At 63.6% G+C, this 19941-nt stretch carries 17 protein-coding genes; 12 read left to right on the top strand and 5 right to left on the bottom strand.

Annotated features, from left to right (window positions below; genetic code table 11):
* Window positions 1-109: 109 nt before the first annotated feature.
* Window positions 110-1933 carry a translational GTPase TypA gene (typA, locus tag QZY44_RS07855; protein WP_295444639.1) on the bottom strand — a complete coding sequence of 608 codons (1824 nt, stop codon included), beginning with the start codon at window positions 1931-1933 and terminating at the stop codon, window positions 110-112.
* Window positions 1934-2346: 413 nt separating this feature from the next.
* Between typA and rpmH the strand changes: the two genes are divergently transcribed.
* Genes rpmH through mnmE form a run of 5 tightly spaced genes read left to right on the top strand, consistent with a single transcriptional unit; the run spans window position 2347 to window position 6155 of the window.
* Complete coding sequence (rpmH, locus tag QZY44_RS07850) at window positions 2347-2481, top strand: 50S ribosomal protein L34 (protein ID WP_295444636.1); 135 nt, start codon at window positions 2347-2349, stop codon at window positions 2479-2481.
* 34 nt (window positions 2482-2515) lie between these two features.
* Window positions 2516-2902, top strand: a complete 387-nt coding sequence (gene rnpA, locus QZY44_RS07845; RefSeq protein WP_295444633.1) for a ribonuclease P protein component — start codon at window positions 2516-2518, stop codon at window positions 2900-2902.
* Window positions 2887-3108: a membrane protein insertion efficiency factor YidD gene (yidD, locus tag QZY44_RS07840; protein ID WP_295444631.1), complete on the top strand. Its 222-nt coding sequence runs from the start codon at window positions 2887-2889 to the stop codon at window positions 3106-3108. The genes rnpA and yidD overlap by 16 nt, the downstream gene beginning before the upstream one ends.
* 5 nt (window positions 3109-3113) lie before the next feature.
* The gene (gene yidC / locus QZY44_RS07835) at window positions 3114-4787 is read left to right on the top strand and encodes a membrane protein insertase YidC (protein ID WP_295444628.1); all 1674 of its coding nucleotides are present in this window, start codon (window positions 3114-3116) and stop codon (window positions 4785-4787) included.
* A 30-nt stretch (window positions 4788-4817) separates the two neighbouring features.
* Entirely contained in the window at window positions 4818-6155 is a 1338-nt protein-coding gene (gene mnmE, locus QZY44_RS07830; RefSeq protein WP_295444626.1) for a tRNA uridine-5-carboxymethylaminomethyl(34) synthesis GTPase MnmE, read from the top strand.
* Between the two features lie 119 nt (window positions 6156-6274).
* Here the strand turns inward: mnmE and topA are convergent, their stop codons facing one another.
* The 4 genes from topA to QZY44_RS07810 all read right to left on the bottom strand — a co-directional run bounded on the left by topA (window position 6275) and on the right by QZY44_RS07810 (window position 11742).
* Entirely contained in the window at window positions 6275-8581 is a 2307-nt protein-coding gene (gene topA, locus QZY44_RS07825; protein WP_295444623.1) for a type I DNA topoisomerase, read from the bottom strand.
* Between the two features lie 254 nt (window positions 8582-8835).
* Window positions 8836-9318, bottom strand: coding sequence for a DUF494 domain-containing protein (locus tag QZY44_RS07820; RefSeq protein ID WP_295444620.1), 483 nt, complete (start codon window positions 9316-9318; stop codon window positions 8836-8838).
* Window positions 9319-9368: 50 nt separating this feature from the next.
* Entirely contained in the window at window positions 9369-10475 is a 1107-nt protein-coding gene (gene dprA, locus QZY44_RS07815) for a DNA-processing protein DprA (RefSeq protein ID WP_295444617.1), read from the bottom strand.
* A gap of 4 nt (window positions 10476-10479) precedes the next feature.
* Complete coding sequence (locus QZY44_RS07810; RefSeq protein ID WP_295444614.1) at window positions 10480-11742, bottom strand: LysM domain-containing protein; 1263 nt, start codon at window positions 11740-11742, stop codon at window positions 10480-10482.
* 229 nt (window positions 11743-11971) lie between these two features.
* On the opposite strand from QZY44_RS07810, the gene def reads away from it, so the two are divergent.
* The 7 genes from def (at window position 11972) to QZY44_RS07775 (ending at window position 19876) form a co-directional block, all read left to right on the top strand.
* Window positions 11972-12505 (top strand): peptide deformylase, encoded by a 534-nt coding sequence (def, locus tag QZY44_RS07805; RefSeq protein WP_295444612.1) that lies wholly within the window; start codon window positions 11972-11974, stop codon window positions 12503-12505.
* Entirely contained in the window at window positions 12506-13438 is a 933-nt protein-coding gene (gene fmt / locus QZY44_RS07800; RefSeq protein WP_295444609.1) for a methionyl-tRNA formyltransferase, read from the top strand.
* A complete protein-coding gene (gene rsmB / locus QZY44_RS07795) occupies window positions 13422-15002 on the top strand; it encodes a 16S rRNA (cytosine(967)-C(5))-methyltransferase RsmB (RefSeq protein WP_365303638.1) in 1581 nt (526 codons plus the stop codon). The genes fmt and rsmB overlap by 17 nt, the downstream gene beginning before the upstream one ends.
* A gap of 8 nt (window positions 15003-15010) precedes the next feature.
* Window positions 15011-15586: a DUF4390 domain-containing protein gene (locus QZY44_RS07790; RefSeq protein WP_295444606.1), complete on the top strand. Its 576-nt coding sequence runs from the start codon at window positions 15011-15013 to the stop codon at window positions 15584-15586.
* Window positions 15568-17775 carry an ATP-binding protein gene (locus QZY44_RS07785; RefSeq protein ID WP_295444603.1) on the top strand — a complete coding sequence of 736 codons (2208 nt, stop codon included), beginning with the start codon at window positions 15568-15570 and terminating at the stop codon, window positions 17773-17775. The genes QZY44_RS07790 and QZY44_RS07785 overlap by 19 nt, the downstream gene beginning before the upstream one ends.
* Entirely contained in the window at window positions 17772-19139 is a 1368-nt protein-coding gene (locus QZY44_RS07780; protein WP_295444601.1) for a sigma-54 dependent transcriptional regulator, read from the top strand. Before QZY44_RS07785 ends, QZY44_RS07780 begins: the two co-directional genes overlap by 4 nt.
* Before the next feature lie 470 nt (window positions 19140-19609).
* Complete coding sequence (locus QZY44_RS07775) at window positions 19610-19876, top strand: helix-turn-helix domain-containing protein (RefSeq protein WP_295444599.1); 267 nt, start codon at window positions 19610-19612, stop codon at window positions 19874-19876.
* Window positions 19877-19941: the final 65 nt, after the last annotated feature.

The following is a 19941-nucleotide window of genomic DNA, read 5'->3' as shown; positions in this document are numbered from 1 at the left end:
GCTGAAGGGGGAGACCTATAACGCGAGAGTAGTATTGTTGTGCCCGCTCTCCCGCTAAAAGCACGTGTCCGCGCAGCCTCGGCGCCAAGATCTCTCGGGGATTGTCTGATCAGTCTACCTTAGGGCCTCGCGAATGACGTTTGCGCTCGATTTCGGTGAGATAACGCTTGCGGATTCGGATGGCTCCAGGTGTGATCTCGACTAGTTCGTCGTCTTCGATAAACTCCAGCGCTTGTTCCAGGGTGAAGCGGATGGCCGGGGTTAGGATAATGTTTTCGTCCGAGCCGGAGGCCCGGATGTTGGTCAGCTGTTTACCCTTGAGTGGGTTCACGACGAGGTCATTGTCGCGGCTATGGATGCCGATCACCTGGCCCTCGTAGACCTCCATGCCAGGGGAGACCATCAAGCGGCCGCGGTCCTGCAGGTTGAACAGCGAGTAGCCCAGCACCTTGCCCTGACCGTTGGCGATTAGTGCTCCATTGCGCCGCGGTGAGATGCCGCCCTGGTTGGCGGGACCGTAATGGTCGAAGTTGTGGTACTTCAGTCCACTCCCGGAGGAGAGGGTCATAAACTCGGTCTGGAAGCCGATGAGTCCGCGTGACGGGATCTCGTAGTCAAGTCGCACGCGGCCCTGGCCGTCGGGGACCATGTCCTTCAGCTCACCCTTGCGTTCCCCGAGGGCCTGCATGATGGCCCCTTGGTACTGATCGTCCACATCCACCGTGAGTTGCTCATAGGGCTCGCAGATGACGCCGTCGATTTCGCGGAATATAACTTCTGGACGTGACACTGCCAGTTCATAGCCCTCGCGGCGCATGGTTTCGAGCAGAATGGACAGGTGCAGTTCGCCGCGTCCGGAGACACGGAACTTCTCCGGGTCAGTGCCTTCCTCGACGCGCAGTGCCACGTTGTGGATCAGCTCTCGCTCCAACCGTTCCTTGAGCTGGCGTGATGTCAGGTATTTGCCTTCACGCCCTGCGAAGGGGGAGGTGTTGACCTGGAAAGTCATGGTGACCGTGGGCTCATCGACGGTTAGCTGCGGCATGGCCTCGACGTGGTCCGGATCGCACAGGGTATCGGAAACGTTGGGTGCCTCAATGCCAGTCAAGGCGACGATGTCGCCGGCTGAGGCTGAAGGCACCTCAGAGCGATTGAGTCCCATATAGCCGTAGACTAGGCCGATCTTGGCTTTATAGCGGACGCCGTCCGGCTTAACGACGACTACCTGCTGGTTCGGTCGCACGCTGCCATGACGGATCCGTCCAAGGGCGATGGCGCCGACGAAGCTTGAGTAGTCCAGAGTCGATATCTGCATCTGGAAAGGTGAGTCCGGGTCGACCGGCGGCTGCGGGCAGTGCTTGATGATTGCCTCGAAGATTGGGGTCATGTCCCCCTCGTGCACGTCGTCGGTCAGGCCGGCATAACCATTGATCGCGGAAGCATAAACGATGGGGAAGTCGAGTTGTTCGTCGGTGGCCCCGAGCCGGTCGAAGAGTTCGAAGACTTGATCGATGACCCAGTCGGGGCGGGCGCCGGGCCGGTCGATTTTGTTGATGACCACGATCGGGCGCAGCCCGTGCTGGAAGGCCTTGCTGGTGACAAATCGGGTCTGGGGCATTGGGCCCTCCTGAGCGTCCACGAGGAGGAGCACCGAGTCCACCATGGACAGTACCCGCTCTACCTCGCCGCCGAAGTCCGCGTGGCCAGGAGTGTCGACAATGTTGATTCGATAATCCTTCCAGCGCAGCGCGGTGTTTTTGGACAGGATGGTGATGCCCCGCTCCTTCTCCAGATCGTTGCTGTCCATTACTCGCTCCACCGGTCCGAAGCGCTCGCCGAGGGTGCCCGATTGTTGGAGCAGCTTGTCTACTAGTGTGGTTTTGCCATGGTCGACATGGGCGATGATGGCAATATTGCGAAGGTTCTCGATCACAGGGGAATGCTCCGACGGGGTGGGCGGGGGGGTCGCACGGTGGCTGGTGGCGGCGCTGCCCCGGGGTCCGGGATGGGGGCTCAAAGGTTTAGCCGAACAGTATAAGCGCAAGCGTTGGTCCACGTCCGCCTGGCCGGTGAGGAGAGGTGCGGATTGAGGTTGCCAGCCTGGATTCGGCGCGTCGCTACCATGCCGACGATACGGGATTCCCTCCCTTCAACTGGGGAAATGACCGCGCTTGAGGTAAACTTTTACGTGGTCCGGTCGGCTGTACTCGGCAAAAGTTGCCGCAGCGGAACTCGTAGGTGCTGCTCGGATGTTGACAATACGAGGGAAACCGACTAATGTCACTCTTTTTTTCCGGGCGCCTGCCCCGCGGCGCTCTAAACACCCGAATCTTAGAGATAGTTGTCATGAAACGCACCTTCCAACCGAGCCTGATTAAGCGCGCCCGTACACACGGTTTTCGGGCCCGTAGCGCAACACGCAGCGGGCGCAAGGTATTGAGCGCCCGCCGGTCGAAAGGTCGCGTGCGCTTAGCGCCTTAATACTGCGGCTAAATCGTTATTTGCATTTGGGCTCTTGGCTACCATCCTCGACTCCACAGATCTGACGGAGCGCTTCCCTCGTTCGCGTCGGCTCGTGCAGGCCGATCAGTTCAAGCAAGTGTTTGAGTACTCCGCACGTTTTGACGGAAACGGTTTTTTCCTCCTCGCGAGGATCAACAAGCAGCCCAAGGCACGGCTGGGACTAGCGATCTCAAAGAGGAGCTGTCCCCGGGCCGTCGATCGGAACAGACTCAAGCGCATCGCGCGCGCGAGCTTCCGCCTGAACGCCAATACCTTACCTGCGGTTGACATCGTGGTGCTCTGCGCACCAAAGGCCAGACACCTCAGCAATCGCGATTTGTTTGACGGCTTGGATCGCGTGTGGCGCAAGGTCATCGGTAAGACATGGGTCGAATCTTGATTTGGCTCGTCCGCCTCTATCAGTTGGTGATCAGCCCGATGATCGGCCCGCACTGCCGTTTCTACCCGAGCTGCTCCCAATATGCGATTGAGGCCATTGAATCCCATGGGTTGCTAAAGGGAGTTTATCTGGCGTTGCGCCGGTTATCCCGATGCCACCCTTGGCACCCCGGCGGGCTTGACCCGGTCCCTCCAAAGAAGCGCTAATACCCATGGAAAATATCCGCTTAGTCCTGGTCGTCTCGCTGGCCGTCGTCTTGCTGCTGATCTATCAGGCATGGGTGCATGATTACGGTCAGATGCCTAAAGAGACGGCGGTTAATCGATCTGACCCTGTCAGTACCTTGGCGCCAGTGCGTACCGCGGAAGTTCCGGTAGTACCTGCTTCCGCTGCAACTCCTATGCTCGGTGGCCAAGGCTTGGCCGAGCCCGCTGCTTCAGCGCAAGGGTCCGTGATCACGGTTGAAACAGACGTCCTGCGGGTTGAAATATCTGCAAAGGGCGGGACGATCTCGAGTGCCTGGCTGCTCGATTATCCAATCGCTCCGGAGCAGCGCAATGAGAAGTTCCGTCTCCTGAAGCCGGATGCGCCAAATTATTTTGTTGCTCAGTCAGGTTTGATCGGCCAAACTCCGAGCGTCTTGCCGACTCATGACGCAATCTTTTCCAGTGCGTCTTTGCATTACACCCTCGGCCAGGGTCAATCATCGCTGCCGGTCGAGTTGACATGGACTGATTCCGCCGGGGTTAAGGTAAAGAAGACGCTGCGCTTCACCCGTGGCAGCTATCTGGTAGAGACGAGCCAGGAAGTCACTAATGGAACCTCGCAAGCGCTGGTGGTGAGGGATTATACCCAGTTGCAGCGTACTGATCTGCAGGACCCCAACGCCTCGCGGTTCGTGAGTACCTATACCGGCGGCGTTTATTATAGCCCGCAGGACAAATACAAGAAAATAGCCTTTACGGATATGCAGAAGCAAAAGCTCGATCGTCAGGTAACCGACGGTTGGATAGCGATGACTCAGCACTATTTCCTAGCAGCCTGGATTCCTCCGCGGGGCGCCGAAGAGACATTCTATACTAATGTGTTGGATGGCAACCGTTTCATCATTGGCCAGTTCTCCCCTGCCGTGAGCGTGCCGGTTGGCGCCAGCCATTCGTTTAACAATGCGATTTTTGTTGGGCCTAAACTCCAGGACGCCCTCGCCGCTATTTCGCCAGGACTCGAGCTGACGGTGGACTACGGTTGGTTGACCGTTATCGCTCAACCGATCCACTGGCTCTTGGATAAGATCTATAGTGTGGTCGGAAACTGGGGTTGGGCGATTATTGTGCTCACGATTCTGATTAAGCTCGCCTTCTACAAGCTCTCAGAAGCCAGCTATAAGTCGATGGCCAACATGCGCCAGATGACGCCCCGTATGCAGGCCCTGAAGGACCGCTATGGGGATGACAAGGAGCGACTGAATCAGGCCATGATGGAACTTTATAAGACCGAGAAGATCAACCCACTTGGCGGATGCCTACCGATCGTCGTACAGATTCCGGTCTTCATCGCGCTCTATTGGGTCTTGTTGGAAAGTGTCGAACTACGTCAGGCCCCGTTCATTCTCTGGATTGATAATCTCTCCGTTCCCGACAAATACTACGTACTGCCACTGATCATGGGCGTATCCATGTTCCTGCAGTCAAAGCTCAATCCTGCCCCGCCGGATCCGATGCAAGCCAAGATCATGATGAGCTTGCCGGTGGTTTTTACCGTGTTCTTTGCGTTCTTCCCATCCGGCTTGGTCCTTTACTGGACGGTGAATAACATCCTGTCCATTGCGCAACAATGGCACATCACGCGCAATGCCGACAAGGCCGCGGCCAGACGCAAGCGGTGAGTTCAAGCTGGTTTGAATCCTGCCCGGCTAGTGGTTACTAACGCCATCGTTGCCGTTGCCACCCCGCCAGGTGTCGGTGGTCTTGGGGTAGTCCGTGTCAGCGGTCCGGGCGTCGCAAGAATCGCCCGGGCAATACTCGGGCGCAATCTCAAACCGCGGCTCGCCTCGCTTTGCTCCTTTCGCGATGGTTCCGGTGACGTGATCGATCAGGGGATTGCGATATTTTTCCGCGGTCCGCACTCTTTCACCGGCGAGGACGTGCTTGAGCTCCAAGGCCATGGTGGGCCGGTAGTGATGGACTTACTATTGGCGCGTTGTCTCGAGCTTGGCGCGCGTCTGGCACGCCCCGGGGAGTTTACGGAACGGGCCTACCTTAACGGTAAGCTTGATTTAGTTCAGGCCGAGGCCACTGCCGACCTTATCGAGAGTTCGACCTCCCTGGCGGCACGGCTGGCAATGCGCAGCCTACAAGGGCTCTTCTCCCGCCGTATCCGTGTTCTGGTCGATGACCTGGTTCGTCTACGCACTGCTATCGAGGCAACGCTGGATTTCCCGGAAGACATTATTGACCCGCAGTCGCTCGTACGATTTCGGTTCGAGCTCGAGAGGTTGGTAGACAGCGCCCAGCAGACCTTGTCCCAGGCCCGCCAGGGAGAGCGCGTCCGAGATGGTCTGACCGTGGTCATTGCCGGCCGGCCGAACGTAGGCAAGTCAAGCCTCCTTAATGCTTTGCTTGAAGTCGACGCGGCTATCGTGACGCCTATCCCTGGCACCACCCGGGATCTGCTGCGTTGCGAACTGCAGATCGATGGTTTGCCCGTCAAACTCATCGATACCGCTGGGCTGCGTGAGGCCGTGGAGCCGGTCGAACAGGAAGGGGTGCGCCGTGCGCGCGGTCAGTTAGAACTTGCGGACTTGATCCTCTGGGTATATGACCATCGGCAGGGTGTAGAGGCAGCTGAAATTTCGGGGCTCCCTCCCAATGTCCCAATGACCCTGGTGCAGAACAAGATAGACCTCGATCTGCACGTTCCGGGGGACATACTGCCGGATGGGATAGTGCCGCTTCGCCTATCGGCACTCACCGGTCTCGGCATTAAGGAACTGCGCCAACACATCAAATCGCGGGTGCATATTGAGGGGCTCGGTGAGGGCTCCTTCGTCGCTCGACGGCGGCATCTTGACGCATTGCAGCGTGGGCTGATTTGCCTCAACGCAGCAAGGTCGGTTCTGGAGGTCGGGCTTGGCCTCGAGGTGATCGCGTTGGAGTTGCTCGAAGCACAGCATGCCTTTGGAGAGATTACCGGGGAGTTTACTCCCGACGATCTTCTCGGCCGTATCTTCGCGAGCTTCTGTATCGGAAAATAATAATTGTTGCGAGGCCTTCCGCCCTAGCGCTACCGCCTAACCGGAAGAGAAGAACAAGCAACCAGCGGTTGCTGGCTGGAACCGCTGGTTACAGTCGTGGACCGACGGTCTTTCGGTGCTCAGCCCTCCGCCGCCTCGCTAGCTGCCTCCCCCTCGCAAGGTTCGCCGAAGGTGCAGTCCTTTTGGGGGCAGACTTTTTCGGTACCGTTGCGTTTGGTGGTCTTGATCGTCAGTACGGGCCAGCCGCAGCGCGGGCAAGGTCCGGCGATGGGTTCATTCCACACCGCGTAATCGCACTTCGGGTAGGTAGAACAGGAGAAAAAGAATTTACCGCGTCGGGATTTTTTCTTCTGCAGCGTGCCCTTGCTGCATTTCGGGCAGGTGATGCCGGTGTCTTCCGGACGCTCCAGTGGTTCGATGTGTTTGCACTTCGGGTAGCCGCTGCAGCCGATGAACTTACCGTAGCGCCCGTTCTTGACCTCCAGCGGGGAGCCGCAGTCGGGGCAGCCCCGCCCTTCAATGACTTCTTTGGGCTCCGCCGCGGCGTTGTCGGCATTCAGATCCCGCGTGTAATCGCATTCCGGGTAGTGGGTGCAGCCGATGAAGCGGCCATTGCGCCCGAGCCGGATGGAGAGTGGCCCGCCGCACTTCGGGCAGATCTCGGCGATCGGCTCCTGGGTGACGTCGCTGCGCTTCACATGCTCCTGGGTGTGGTCGATGCGCTCTTTGAAAGGTCCCCAGAACTGCTCGAGTAGGGGTACCCACTCGCCCTCGCCGCGAGAGACTGCATCCAGGTCGTCCTCCAGGCGAGCGGTGAAGTCGTAATCGACATAGGTGCTGAAGTACTCGGTAAGGAACTTATTCACCACCCGGCCCACGTCCGTGGGAAGGAAGCGCTTCTTGTCCAGTACCACGTATTCCCGCTCCTGCAGGGTGGAGATGATGGAGGCATAGGTGGATGGGCGGCCGATACCGAACTCTTCCAATGCCTTGACCAGGGTCGCCTCGCTGAAGCGGGGTGGCGGCTCGGTGAAGTGCTGTTCGGCGCGGATCGCCTTCAGATCAATAAGGTCACCCTCCTCCATGGGCGGGAGGTTGCTGTCCTCGTCGTCATCAGCGGCGGTGGCGTCGTCGCGACCCTCCAGATAGACGCGCATGAAGCCCGCTTCCGCTACGGTGGAGCCCGTGGCGCGCAGGGTGTTGCCCGTCCCGGCGCATAAGTTCACCGAGACCTGATTGATCAGTGCATGGGCCATCTGGCAGGCCACCGAGCGCTTCCATACGAGTTCATAGAGCTTGAACTGCTCTACGCTCAAGAAGGGTTTGACGCTTCCCGGTTCACGCAGGACCGATGTGGGGCGGATCGCCTCATGGGCCTCTTGGGCGTTCTTGGCCTTGGTCTTGTAGAGACGCGGTTCGGGCGGCAGGTGGTTCGCACCGTAGCGCTCTGCGACATAGGAGCGGATTTCGGCGATCGCCTCTTGGGCCAAGTTGACCGAGTCGGTACGCATGTAGGAGATGAGACCGACGGCGCCGCCGCCCACGTCCACACCTTCGTAGAGCTGCTGAGCGACACGCATGGTGCGCTGGGCGGTGAATCCGAGCTTGCGCGCGGCCTCCTGCTGGAGGGTGGAGGTAATGAAGGGTGGGGCCGGGAAGCGCTTGCGTTGCTTGCGCTCGACCTGTTCGACGGTGAGCCGGCCGTTCGCGGCCTGCTCCAAGGTGGCCTTGACCACGGCGGCGCGCTCGCCGCCAGTGATAGTGAACTGCTCGACCTTCGCGCCTTCGAACTCCACCAGCTTGGCGGCGAAGGGACGCGTTTCACGGGCGCAGTCCGCCTCGATGGTCCAGTATTCCTGCCGGACGAAGGCCTCGATCTCGGTCTCTCGCTCACAGATCAGGCGCAGCGCCGGGCTCTGCACCCGCCCGGCCGAGAGTCCGCGGCGCACCTTTTTCCACAGCAGCGGGGAGAGGTTGAAGCCGACCAGATAATCCAGTGCGCGCCGCGCCTGCTGGGCGTTAACCAAGTCTTGGGCCAGCTCCCGCGGGTTCGCCACGGCCTCCTGGACCGCTCGTTTGGTGATCTCGTTAAAGACCACCCGATAGACCGGACGCTTGCCGATCTGCCGCCGCGCCTTCAGTAGTTCGAGAAGGTGCCAGGAGATCGCCTCACCTTCTCGGTCCGGGTCAGTGGCCAGATAGAGTGCGTCGGCGTCCTTGAGCAGCTTGGCGATGGCCTGAACGTGTTTTTCGTTGCGCTCGATGATCTGATATTTCATCTCGAACCCGTGCTCCGGGTCCACGGCCCCCTCCTTGGGGATGAGGTCGCGCACATGGCCGTAGGAGGCGACGACCTCGAAGTCCGGTCCCAGGTACTTTTTGATGGTCTTGGCCTTGGCGGGGGATTCGACGACGACGAGATTCATGGGCGGTACGGGCCTGGTGGGGTTCGGTGCTCGGTCGAGCGGGGTACTAGGGTATACCGAAGTCAGTGGTCAGGGGAAAGTGGTCAGTGAGCGGTGGTGAGCACGACGTGTTCGCGACATCACTCGGTGGGCTGCTTGAGGCACCGCGCGCTGGCCGCGTCGGGGGATTGTGACCGTTCGGCGGGTGGGCGCAGCGGTCCAGCTTCGCTTGGCCCCGCCACGAAAAAACAGGACTCTCTTTGGAATCAATAAACTCAGTGCAGATAGGTCGGTGCGTCGCTGTAGATCAGGTCTTCCATGCGGGTGAAGGCGGCCTCCATACCCGGGCGGTTCAAGAGGACTAGGAGAACTACCCATTTGAGCTCTTCCACGCCGACGTACGGGGTGTCGATGGCCAGTGCCCGCTCTATCACCAACTCACGGCTGCCCGGGTCGAGGATGCCGATCTGTTCCAGGAACAGCAAGAAACCGCGACCCTCGCGGTCTAGCTTGGCACATTCGTTGTCCGTGTAGATGCGTATGGAACCCATCGCGCGGCCATGATAACCGGGGCTTTCAGTGTTTGCACCGGCCGCGAGTACGTCTAGCCAATCCAGCGCCTTGGCGATCTCGCCCGCGCTGAAACCGGCACCCTTCAGTTCGTCCTCCAACGCATCCTGATCCGTCGGGGGCGCGCACTCTCCGTCCATGTAGTGTTCGAACAGGTAGATCAAAACATCGACCATGCTGTCATCCATCGGAACCTCTTGGGCGATGCCAGCCCGCGGGCTGACTGAAACGGCGGCGATCAGGTCCGCGCACGGCAGTAGCGGCCTCCAGGGCAGGATGATACATGACCGGCCAACTCCAATACCAACAGCATGGACGAGACCGCGGCGGCGGAAAGCCCGGTGCAGCGGATCAGTTCGTCCGGTGCGACCGGATCGAAGCCCAGGGCTTCGATCAGTCGACGATAGTCGGGGTCGGGCCAAGCGGTGCCATCCGCTCCGCCCCCGTGCAGCACCGGGGCCAGCGCCGCCAGCTGTCCCCGCAGTTGTGGCGCCAGGGCGGCCAGGACCTCGGCGGGCTCTTCCACCAACACGGCGCCCTCGCGGATCAGTGCGTGACAGCCCCGCGCCAGCGGATTGCGGATGGAGCCGGGGACGGCAAAGACCTCGCGACCCTGCTCCCCCGCTTGGCGAGCGGTGATCAGGGAGCCACTGCGCAAGGCCGCCTCGGTGACCAGGGTGCCTAAGGACAGTCCTGCGATGAGCCGATTGCGGCGCGGGAAGTGATGTGCCAAGGGTCCCTCCCCGGGCGCGAATTCGCTCACCAGTGCGCCCTGCCCCGCGATGCGCCGTGCCAGGTCCCGGTGGCCTGCCGGATAGACGCGATCGGGACCGGTGCCAAGCACCGCGATGGTCTTGCCGGTCTCCAGCGCTGCCCCATGGGCCTCCCCATCCACGCCGGTGGCCAATCCGCTGGTGATGATGAGCCCGCAGGCCGCGAGCCGGCGTGCAAACTCACGGGTGATCTCGCGCCCTGCCGCGCTGGGGTTGCGGCTGCCGACGATCGCGACCTGCGGGTCGGCGAGCAGACCCGGTTCGCCACGCACGTAGAGTAGGGTCGGCGGGTCAGCGATCTGGCGCAGCAACGGTGGATAGCGCGGGTCGTCCAGGGTCAGGAGGTGGGCGTCCGGCCGGGTGGCCCACCTCAGCACGGCGTCGATCCACGCGCGGTCCGGCCGCCCAAGCGCGCTGATCGCGGGGGGCTTCAGCCCTAGCTCGCGGAGCGCCTCTGGTGCAGCGTCGAGCACGCCTTGGGGGCTGCCGAAACGCTCGATCAGGCGGGCACAGGTCTGCGGCCCGATCCCGGGCGCTCCCGCCAGGGCCAGCCAGGCGTCCAAGGATGACACGGCCTCAGGCCGGCGGCGGCGCGATCCGGTCGTGGACGTGCATCGGTCGGTTGGCTTCTAGGATGATGGCAAAGCTCACCCGTTCGAAGGCGCGGAACACCATGAGAAGACCAGATCTTTCAAAGGGTTGAATGTAGGTCGAGCGCCGCGGCCGCACATCAACCGTGGGCGGGACAGGCGCATCGGAGTCCGGCGCGTCGTGGCGCCAACCCCGGATTTCCTGGTTGGCGCCGTACCAGAACTCGGTGGACAGCGGCGACTCCTCTTTCCAGTTCCAGTCGCTCCCGTTCTGCCGGACTTGGTCGGTCTGCTTGGTTCCGCCCTGGAACACCTCGAAGACATGGCCAGGCTCGAGCCGGTCGCGGGTCCCGGCATTGATGATCACCACGTCGTATTGGCCGACCTGGGTGACCCCGTTGAGTACGGATAGGATCTCCGGGCGTAAGCCCCGAGGTGCGGGGCGTGGAAAAAAGTTCCGCAGCGGCTCCTCCGCTGACGCTGGAATCACTCGGTCACCAATGGCGACCTCGCGCTCCATGCGCAACACCCGCACCTTGGCCGGGTCACCGGTGCGTTCCAGCGCTACGCTGGCGACGAAGGTGGCCAGATAACCCAGCGGCTCGTTGGTCTTGGGGTCGCGCAGGGCTTCCCCGGGCCGCAGGATCTGGAAGCGGTCCGGTTTGACCTTGTCGATCCGCCGCACATAGGCCGCGTCCCCCACCCCGACGACGATATGTTCATCCGGAAAGCCCACGACATAGGGTGCGCCCTTGATCTGGTCTGACTCCGCCACGTACGGCTGGGTCAGGAAGGGGCCGATGTAAGCGATGGGGATGGTGGGAATCGCCTCCTTCAGCGAGGTCGTCCGCACCTGGGGTGCGAGCCTGACGACGCGCATCCCCCCCCGATGGCCGACCACCGACTCGCCGCCGCGATCTACGGCGATGCGCGGATGCCCGTCGACCATGGTGAGCCGCAAGACATCGCCCGGGTAGATCAGGTTCGGGTTGCTGACATCCGTGTTCGCTTGCCAGACCTCGCGCCAATGCCAGGGGTCTCGCAGGAAACGGGCAGAGATACCCCACAGGGTATCGCCAGGGCGTACCGTGTAGGTTTCGGGGGCACCCGGCCGGAGTTCGGCGGCGCGTGCGGCAGGGCCGATCAGCAGGCAGGCTGCGAGTAGTGCACCAGCCCACAGGAGTGACGTGGCCAGGTGCGGGGTGGGCGTGCGGGTCGCGGTGGCGGGGCAGACGGACTGCGGGCGCATCACTCCTCCGTTAGGGTTGCTAGGGCGGATCAGGGTTGCCAGGGTCGATTCCGGATTCACCCGGCCCCATTGCGGGGTGTAGTATGAACTGGATAGTAACGCATGAAACTCCGGTGCTGCCAGCGGGTGGGCCGGCGGCGGCCACTGACCACGCCCGGCGGCGACCCCTCAAGGTCCACGGCGAGCCCCATTTAACCCCTTTTCAGCCGCCCTCGGCGCCTTCATTGACATGGCAAAGTTTGACATCCTCACCTTCCCCGATCCGCGTCTGCGCCACCTGGCGGCACCGGTGGCATGCGTCGATTCTGAGGTCCGGCGTATCGTCGCGGACATGTTCGAGACGATGTATGCGGCGCCGGGCATCGGACTGGCCGCTCCGCAGGTGAATATCCACCGGCAGATCGTAGTCATCGACGTCTCCGAGCAGAACGACCGGCCCCTATGCCTCATCAACCCGCAGATACTGGAGTTACGTGGGGAAAAACAAGGGGAGGAGGGCTGTCTGTCGGTGCCCGGGTTCTACGAGCCGGTGACCCGCGCCGAGTGCGTGCGTGTCAGCGCCTTGGACCGGGACGGCCAGCCCTTCACCCTGGACACCGAAGGACTGCTGGCGGTCTGCATCCAGCATGAGGTCGACCACTTGCAGGGCAAGCTGTTCGTCGACCATATCTCGTTCCTGAAGCGTCAGCGCATCCGCCACAAGCTGGAACGCGACCATCGGCAAGGCAAACCCGCGGACACGCCGCGGCAGCGGGCCATCTGAGTGCGCATCGTCTTCGCCGGAACCCCTGAGTTTGCCGTCCCCAGCCTGGCGGCGCTGCTCGCTGCCGGTCATGACCTGGTGGCGGTCTATACCCAACCGGACCGCCCCGCCGGGCGCGGGCGCCGACTGCAGCAGAGCCCGGTCAAGCAGTTGGCCCTGGCCCATGGGCTGGCGGTGTACCAACCCGAATCGCTCAAGCGTGACCGGGCCGCGGTCACGCAACTGCGTGACCTCGGCGCGGACCTGATGGTGGTAGTCGCCTACGGGCTCCTGCTGCCGCAGCGGGTGCTCACCGCCCCGCGGTTGGGTTGCGTCAACGTTCACGCCTCACTCCTGCCGCGCTGGCGTGGGGCGGCGCCCATCCAGCGCGCGGTGCTGGCGGGGGACGTGCAGAGCGGCGTCTGCATCATGGCCATGGAGGCGGGCCTCGACACCGGAGGCGTCTACCACCGATTGAGCATCGCCCTCGACCGTCAGGAGACCGGCGGGGGACTGCACGACAAGCTCGCCACCCTCGGCGCCCGAGCGCTGCTGGAGGCGCTGCCAGGGATTGCCGATGGCTCCCGGGTCGCGCAACCCCAAGACCCGACACTCGCGACCTACGCCCACAAGCTCACGAAGGAGGAAGCAGACATCGACTGGACCCAATCGGCCACGGCCATTGCTCGCCTGGTACGCGCCTTCGACCCCTGGCCCGTGGCCCAGACCCGCTTCGAGGGCGAGCCCTTGCGGATTTGGGCGGCACAGGTCGCCGCAGAACCAAGCGTGGCGGCCGCGCCAGGGACCGTCGTGGCCGCGGACCGCGCGGGATTGCGGGTAGCGACCGGCGCTGGCCTGCTCGCGATCACCCGCTTGCAGCCGCCCGGCAAGCGCCCGATGGACGCCGCCGATTTTCTGAACGCCCGCGTGATGACTGGTGTGTATCTTGGCTGAGCGCGGACCCAAAGACCCTGTGGACGGCGCCAGCCGCGATCTGCCGTCCCCAGGTGACGCAGCACCCAGCGATAACCCCTGGAGCCGGGCAAAGCCGCCAGCCATACGCGCGCATCCCGCTGGGGCCGGGCCAACCCCGCGTGATCGCACGGGCGCGCCGTGCGGCGGACCGAGGTCGGATACGCGCCCAGGGCGGGCTCCGCCGTCCCCATGGAACGGTCCCGCGGACTCAGAACGCCAACCCGGCGCGGACGCCCGCGCTGCTGCTGCCTTGGCAATCCACCAGGTACGCGACCGCGGTCAATCTCTCACCCGAGTCATGAGCCAATCCGTCCTGCCCCGCCCGCCTGCGGATCGCGCACTCACCCAGGAGCTGATCTACGGCACGCTGCGGGTCCTGCCGCGGTTGGAGGCCTTGGTCGGGATCCTGCTGCACCACCCGGTCAAGCCGAGCGACCGCGATCTGGAGGCCCTGATCCTGGTCGGTCTCTACCAACTGACCGTGCTTGGTACGCCTCCCCACGCGGCGGTCGCCGCCACCGTGGAGGCCGTGCGTCTGCTCGGCAAGCCGGACAAGGCGGGCCTGGTCAACGCACTGCTGCGGCGCTTCCTGCGCGAGCGCGAGGCCCTGCTGGCGGAGGCAGACGCGTTGCCCAGCGTCCGTTGGCTGTTCCCTGAGTGGCTGCTTGCCGCGCTGCGCCGGGACTGGCCCGAGGAGTGGGAGGGCATCGTCGGCGCCAGCAACGCGCGCCCCCCCATGAGCTTGCGGATCAATGCCACGCGCACCGATCGACGCGCCTTTGCCGGCCTGCTGGCGGCCGACGGGATTACCGCCCGCCCCATTGCCGGCACCGAGTCCGGCCTCATGTTGGACCGACCTGTCCCCGCCCAGACGCTACCCGGGTTTGCTGCTGGCCTGGTCTCGGTCCAGGACGGCGGCGCCCAGTTCGCGGCCCAGATCCTCGACGCCCAGCCTGGAGAGCGCGTGCTCGACGCCTGTGCTGCCCCCGGCGGGAAGACCGCGCACATTCTGGAGCGTACTGGCCCGGGACTGGACCTAGTCGCCATCGACTCCGCGCCTGCGCGGCTGGAGCCCCTGCGCGAAAACTTGGCCCGCCTGGGGCTCAGCGCCCGGGTGGAGTGCGCAGATGCCGCCGAACCCCGCGGGACCTGGGTGCGTCCGCTCTTCGACCGGGTCCTGCTCGACGTGCCCTGCTCCGCCACCGGGGTGATCCGCCGTCACCCGGACATCAAGTGGCTGCGCCGCGCCACCGACATCCCGGAGCTGTGCGCGTTGCAGGTCCGCATCCTGGACGCCATTTGGCCGCTGTTGGTCCCCGGCGGGCGGCTGCTGTATGTCACCTGTTCGCTGTTGGCCGCGGAGAACCAGGACCAGATCGCCGCCTTCCTCGCGCGCCAGCCGCAGGCCCGTGAGGCGCCGATCCTCCTCGGCGACGCCGCGGCTGCCTGGGGGCGAGAGCGCCGCCATGGTCGCCAATTGCTGCCCACCGACGGGGGGAGCGACGGGTTCTATTTCGCCCTGCTCGAGAAGATGGCGCAATGACAGTGGGGGTGACTGGGCACCGGTCCGGTCGCCGTCCGGGGCGTACCTGGTGGGTGGCGGTGTTGGCGGTGTTGCTGGCCTCGCACGCCCTGGCCGCCGACTTTCGGGTGACCGAGGTGCAGACCCGTTTAGTCGCTGGGACCTATACCCTGGACGCCCTGATCGACTATCGTTTCTCGCCCGAGGCCCTGGAGGCCCTGGCCAACGGCGTGCCGCTGACCATCCTGATGCAATTCCAGGTACGCCTTGCCGACGCCTGGATCTGGGAGAGCAGCGTCACCGACCTCGAGTTGCGCTACGCCATCCGGCACCGGCCGCTCTCGGAGACCTACGAGGTCTACCGGCTGCCGGGGACCGCCGGGCGGACTTTCGTCACCCGCGAAGCGGCCATCGCTTCCTTAGGTGAGATCAAAGGGTTGGACCTGGTCGACCAGAGTCGACTCCAACCGGGCAAACCCTATGAGGTCCACCTCAAGGTCTCTCTGGAGATCGAGGCGTTACCCCTGCCGCTGCGGCCTACGGCCTACCTGAGTGGGGCCTGGAAGCTCGCGAGTCCCTGGACGAAATGGCCGTTAACCCACTGAAAAATATTCGTGTCCTGGGCATGGTGCCGATCGCCGCGCTGGTCAGCGCGCTGTTTGTCGCGCTGGTGCTGATGCGCGACGCGATCCAGAACTCCGAGGACTTGAGCCGCGCCTTCGTGCCGCTGCTGTTTGGCGTGCTGGGTGGTCTGCTGATCCTGGCCGTGCTGGTAGTGGTGAACGTGGTCAAGCTGCTGCGCCGCTATCGGCGCCGCGCGGCCGGTTCGCGGCTGACGCTGCGGATTGTTGTGCTGTTCGTGCTGATTTCGCTTCTGCCGGTAGGGGTTGTCTACTATTTCTCTCTGGGGTTCCTGCTGCGTGGCATCGACAGCTGGTTCGATGTCGACATCGGCCGCGCCATGCAGGACGCACTGGTACTGAATCAGGCCTCGCTGGATCTTAACCAACGGGTGCTGGTGAAGTACACCGAGGCCCTGCTGAGCGGTATCCAGGACCGCTCGTCCACCGCCATTGCACTGAATTTGAACAGCATGAGGCGCCATGCGGGGGCCGAGGAGTTGAGCGTCTTCGGACCGTCCGGCGCTGTCTTGGGCACCGCCAATCAGGACCCGGCCAAGCTGGTTCCGAGCTACGCGGATCGTGAGGTCCAGCAGGGGCTGCGCGCCGGCAACAACTATGTGGGGACCGAGACCGGACCGGGTGACGAACTGGTGGTCCGCGTAGTGGTCCGCGATCCGGGCGGGCGGCCGCTGCAGATGCAGGCGATCTTTCCGACCTCGAGCCGCATCACCGCGCTGTCGGCCGGCCTGGAGGATGCCTATAACCGTTACACGGAGCTCGCCTATCTGCGGCAATCGCTCAAGACGAGTTTTTCCTTGACCCTATCGCTGGTGCTCCTGTTCGGCGTCATGGCGGCCCTGATCGGTGCCTTCCATACGGCGCGGCGCCTGGTGGCCCCGGTGGCCGATATCGCCCGCGGTACCCGTGCCGTGGCCGAGGGCGACTACGAGCAGCAATTGCCGCTGCCCAAGCACGACGACGAGTTGGCCTTCCTGGTGGCCTCCTTCAACACCATGACCAGGCGCATCGCCCAGGCGCGCGACGCCGCTGAACGCAGCCAACTGGCGGTGGAGACCCAGCGGACCTACCTGGAGACGGTGCTCGGGCGGTTGTCTTCCGGGGTGGTCGCCTTCGATGCCGAGCAGTGCCTGCGCACCGCCAATCCCGCCGCCCTCCAGATCCTCAACCTAGGGCTCGCCGCCGCCGAGGATCGTAGCCTCTGCAACCTGGAGGCGGCCCAGCCCGGCCTTGCGCCCTGGATCGAGGCGGTGCGCGGCCACCTCGAGGCGGGCCTGGATTGGCGTCAGGAGATCGTCCTGCAGCGCACCGCGGGTCGCCAGACGCTGATGTGTCGGGGCAGCACCCTGCCCCTGCCGGGAACCGACGGGCGGGGTCACGTCGTGGTCTTCGACGACATCACCACGCTGATTGCGGCCCAACGCAACGCCGCCTGGGGCGAGGTGGCGCGGCGCCTCGCCCACGAGATCAAGAACCCGCTTACCCCCATCCAACTCTCCGCGGAGCGGTTGCGCCACAAGCTCCTTCCCACGGCGAGCCCGCAGGACGCCCAGTTGATCGACCGCTCGACCCGCACCATCGTGGCGCAGGTAGAGGCCATGAAATGCATGGTCAACGACTTCTCCGACTATGCGCGTACGCCGCAGGCGGCGCCCGCGCCGCTGGAGTTCGACCGCTTGGTCCAAGAGGTTCTGGACTTGTATCGCAGCGCCGGGGCGAGTGCCCTGACGGTCCAGTTGGGGTCGCCCGCGACCTGGGTCCGCGGGGATGGGTTGCGTTTGCGCCAGGTCATCCATAACCTCATTAAGAATGCACAAGAGGCCCTGGAGGGGCACGACGACGCCCGCATCGAGGTCAGCACTCGGCGCCTCGACGATGCGACTGGCGCGGCGCTGGTCCAGTTGGAGGTGGCGGACAACGGCCCCGGGTTCGACACGGACATCCAGGAGCGGATGTTCGAGCCCTATGTCACCAGTAAGCCCAAGGGCACCGGGCTGGGGCTGGCCATCGTCAAGAAGATAATCGAGGAACACGGCGGTATGATCGGCGCCGAGAACACCGGCAGCGGGGCCACCATCCGGGTCCGTCTGCCAATCTGTACCGGGGGACTGCCGCCAGCGGCAGCCGAGCGAGAGCGACACCCACATCCATGAGCGCTACACACATCTTGGTCGTCGATGACGAACCGGACATCAGGGGTCTGGTCCAGGAGATCCTGGAGGACGAGGGCTACCAGGTGAGCGGCGCCGAGAGCGGCGCGGCGGCCCGGCTGGCGCTGCGCGAACGGCGCCCTGATCTCATCCTACTGGATATCTGGATGCCCGACCTGGACGGCATCAGCCTGCTCAAGGAGTGGGCACAGGATCAGGGCCTGCCCTGCCCGGTGATTATGATGTCCGGCCACGGGACGGTGGAGACGGCGGTGGAGGCGACCCGCCTGGGGGCCTACGACTTTCTGGAAAAGCCCCTGTCCATGGCCAAGCTATTGCTCACTGTGGAGCGGGCCTTGGAGGCGGACAAGCTCCAGCAGGAAAACATCGGGCTCAAGCGCCGCGCCCCCATCGTCCAGGAGCCAGTGGGGCGCAGCGCGGCCATGCAACGGCTGCGCGAGCAGATCAAGCGTATCGCCCAGCACGATACCTGGGTGCTCATCACCGGTGAGTCCGGCAGCGGCCGCGAGACGTTTGCCCGCTATCTGCATGCGCAGAGCCCGCGGCGGGATCGGCCCTTCGTCGATCTCAGCGTCTCGGCGCTCACCGGCGGCAGTGCCGCCCGCGAACTCTTCGGCAGCGAGGAGGCGGGGCTGACCCACTACGGGAGCCTGGAGAAGGCGGCCGGCGGCACGCTCCTGATGGACGAGGTGGCGGACATGGACCTGGAGGCCCAGGCACTGCTCTTGGGGGCGCTGGACAACGGCTCCTTCCTGCGCGTGGGCGGGGCTGAGCCGGTGGCGATCGACGTGCGGATCATCGCCGTGACCCAGCGTAACCTGGAGGACGAGGTGCGCGCCGGCCGCTTCCGGGAGGACCTGTTCTACCACCTGAACGTGGTCCCCCTGAATATCCCGGCCCTGTGCGACCACGCCGAGGACGTCCCCGACCTGCTGAACTTCTACCTCGATTTCTTTGCCACCCACGAGAAGCTCCCCTACCGCCGTTTCAGCGTCGGCGCGCAGAACTTCCTGCGCAACTACACCTGGCCCGGTAACGTGCGCGAGGTCAAGAACCTGGTGCAACGGGTCCTGATCCTGGGTAGCGGTGATGAGATCACCCAACAGGAGGTCGAGGGCGCCTTGGGCGCCCCGCCGCCGATCCAGGCCCCGCCGCTGGAGGGGCTCGTGTCCTTCGACCAGCCCCTGCGTCAGGCGCGGGAGCAATTCGAGAAGGCATATCTCGACTACCAGCTGGAGAAGCACATCGGCAACGTCAGCAAGATGGCCAAGGAGGCCGGGATGGAGCGCACCCACCTGTACCGCAAGCTGCGCTCGCTCGGGGTGGAAATCAAGGAGCGGAGGTAGGCACTGCGGAGGCGGGATCTTGATGCCGGCGGGGCGTTCGGTGCCGACAAGGTGTTCAGGGGGCGTTCATGGCCGATACGCTAGCCCATCTTTTACGTAACCCCTATTGATATACAGCCCTGAATGACATCCAACCAACTGATTCGTAGGTACACACCTGTCTGAAATCGCAATGTAGTGCCGTGCTTTTCTACGGGGACAGAATTAGGTAGGTGCCGGATGTCGTAGAGTACGGGGATGATCGACAGGACCCCGAATACCAAGCAGCCTGCAGCACTCGATTTGATTAAAGCGATCCACTTGTAGCCAGACGTTTGCACGGCGAGTTTCTGAAAAATTTTTGAAAAACAGAGTATTATTCTGTTAAACCGCGCCCAGCGCGGGATACGTAATTTCTGTGGTACTTTGCGTCCCGTGCCGAGCACCCTGTCGGCCAGACCTGTCCCCAATACCGAAAGCACGCATCGTTTATGCTCAAACTCGATCTCGCGAAGTGGAATCAGATCCCGGACGACCTCAGGAAGGAGGCAATGAATGCCCCCCATGCCCGCACCCGTGAGCGGTTTCTGGCCTTGTACGAACTGAGCCAACAGGGGCGTGGCGCCTCGGCGATGGCTCGCCGTGTGGGGCGTCACTTGCAAACACTGATCCGTTGGGCGCACCTTTACAATGAGGCCGGTCCGCACGCGTTGGTGTTCGAGCACACGGGTGGCGTCCCCCCTTTTTTGACGCGGTGACGGAGCAGGCACTCGATGACCTGATCCGTGACAGTGTCGCGGCGGCCGCCGCGCCCTCGATGCAG

It is taken from the genome of uncultured Thiodictyon sp., assembly GCA_903837595.1.
Classification (GTDB): Bacteria; Pseudomonadota; Gammaproteobacteria; order Chromatiales; family Chromatiaceae; genus Thiodictyon.
Note: the sequence above shows the minus strand (reverse complement) of the source record. Positions and strands in the feature narration are given on the sequence as shown.

Bases quoted from the DNA above. Each gene is read 5' to 3' on its own strand.
- QZY44_RS07775 (WP_295444599.1), top strand. From the start codon at position 19,610: ATGCTCAAACTCGATCTCGCGAAGTGGAATCAGATCCCGGACGACCTC.
- QZY44_RS07810 (WP_295444614.1), bottom strand. From the start codon at position 11,742: ATGCGCCCGCAGTCCGTCTGCCCCGCCACCGCGACCCGCACGCCCACC.
- topA (WP_295444623.1), bottom strand. From the start codon at position 8,581: ATGAATCTCGTCGTCGTCGAATCCCCCGCCAAGGCCAAGACCATCAAA.
- yidD (WP_295444631.1), top strand. From the start codon at position 2,887: ATGGGTCGAATCTTGATTTGGCTCGTCCGCCTCTATCAGTTGGTGATC.
- yidC (WP_295444628.1), top strand. From the start codon at position 3,114: ATGGAAAATATCCGCTTAGTCCTGGTCGTCTCGCTGGCCGTCGTCTTG.
- def (WP_295444612.1), top strand. From the start codon at position 11,972: ATGGCAAAGTTTGACATCCTCACCTTCCCCGATCCGCGTCTGCGCCAC.
- QZY44_RS07785 (WP_295444603.1), top strand. From the start codon at position 15,568: ATGGCCGTTAACCCACTGAAAAATATTCGTGTCCTGGGCATGGTGCCG.
- QZY44_RS07820 (WP_295444620.1), bottom strand. From the start codon at position 9,318: ATGGATGACAGCATGGTCGATGTTTTGATCTACCTGTTCGAACACTAC.
- QZY44_RS07780 (WP_295444601.1), top strand. From the start codon at position 17,772: ATGAGCGCTACACACATCTTGGTCGTCGATGACGAACCGGACATCAGG.
- rpmH (WP_295444636.1), top strand. From the start codon at position 2,347: ATGAAACGCACCTTCCAACCGAGCCTGATTAAGCGCGCCCGTACACAC.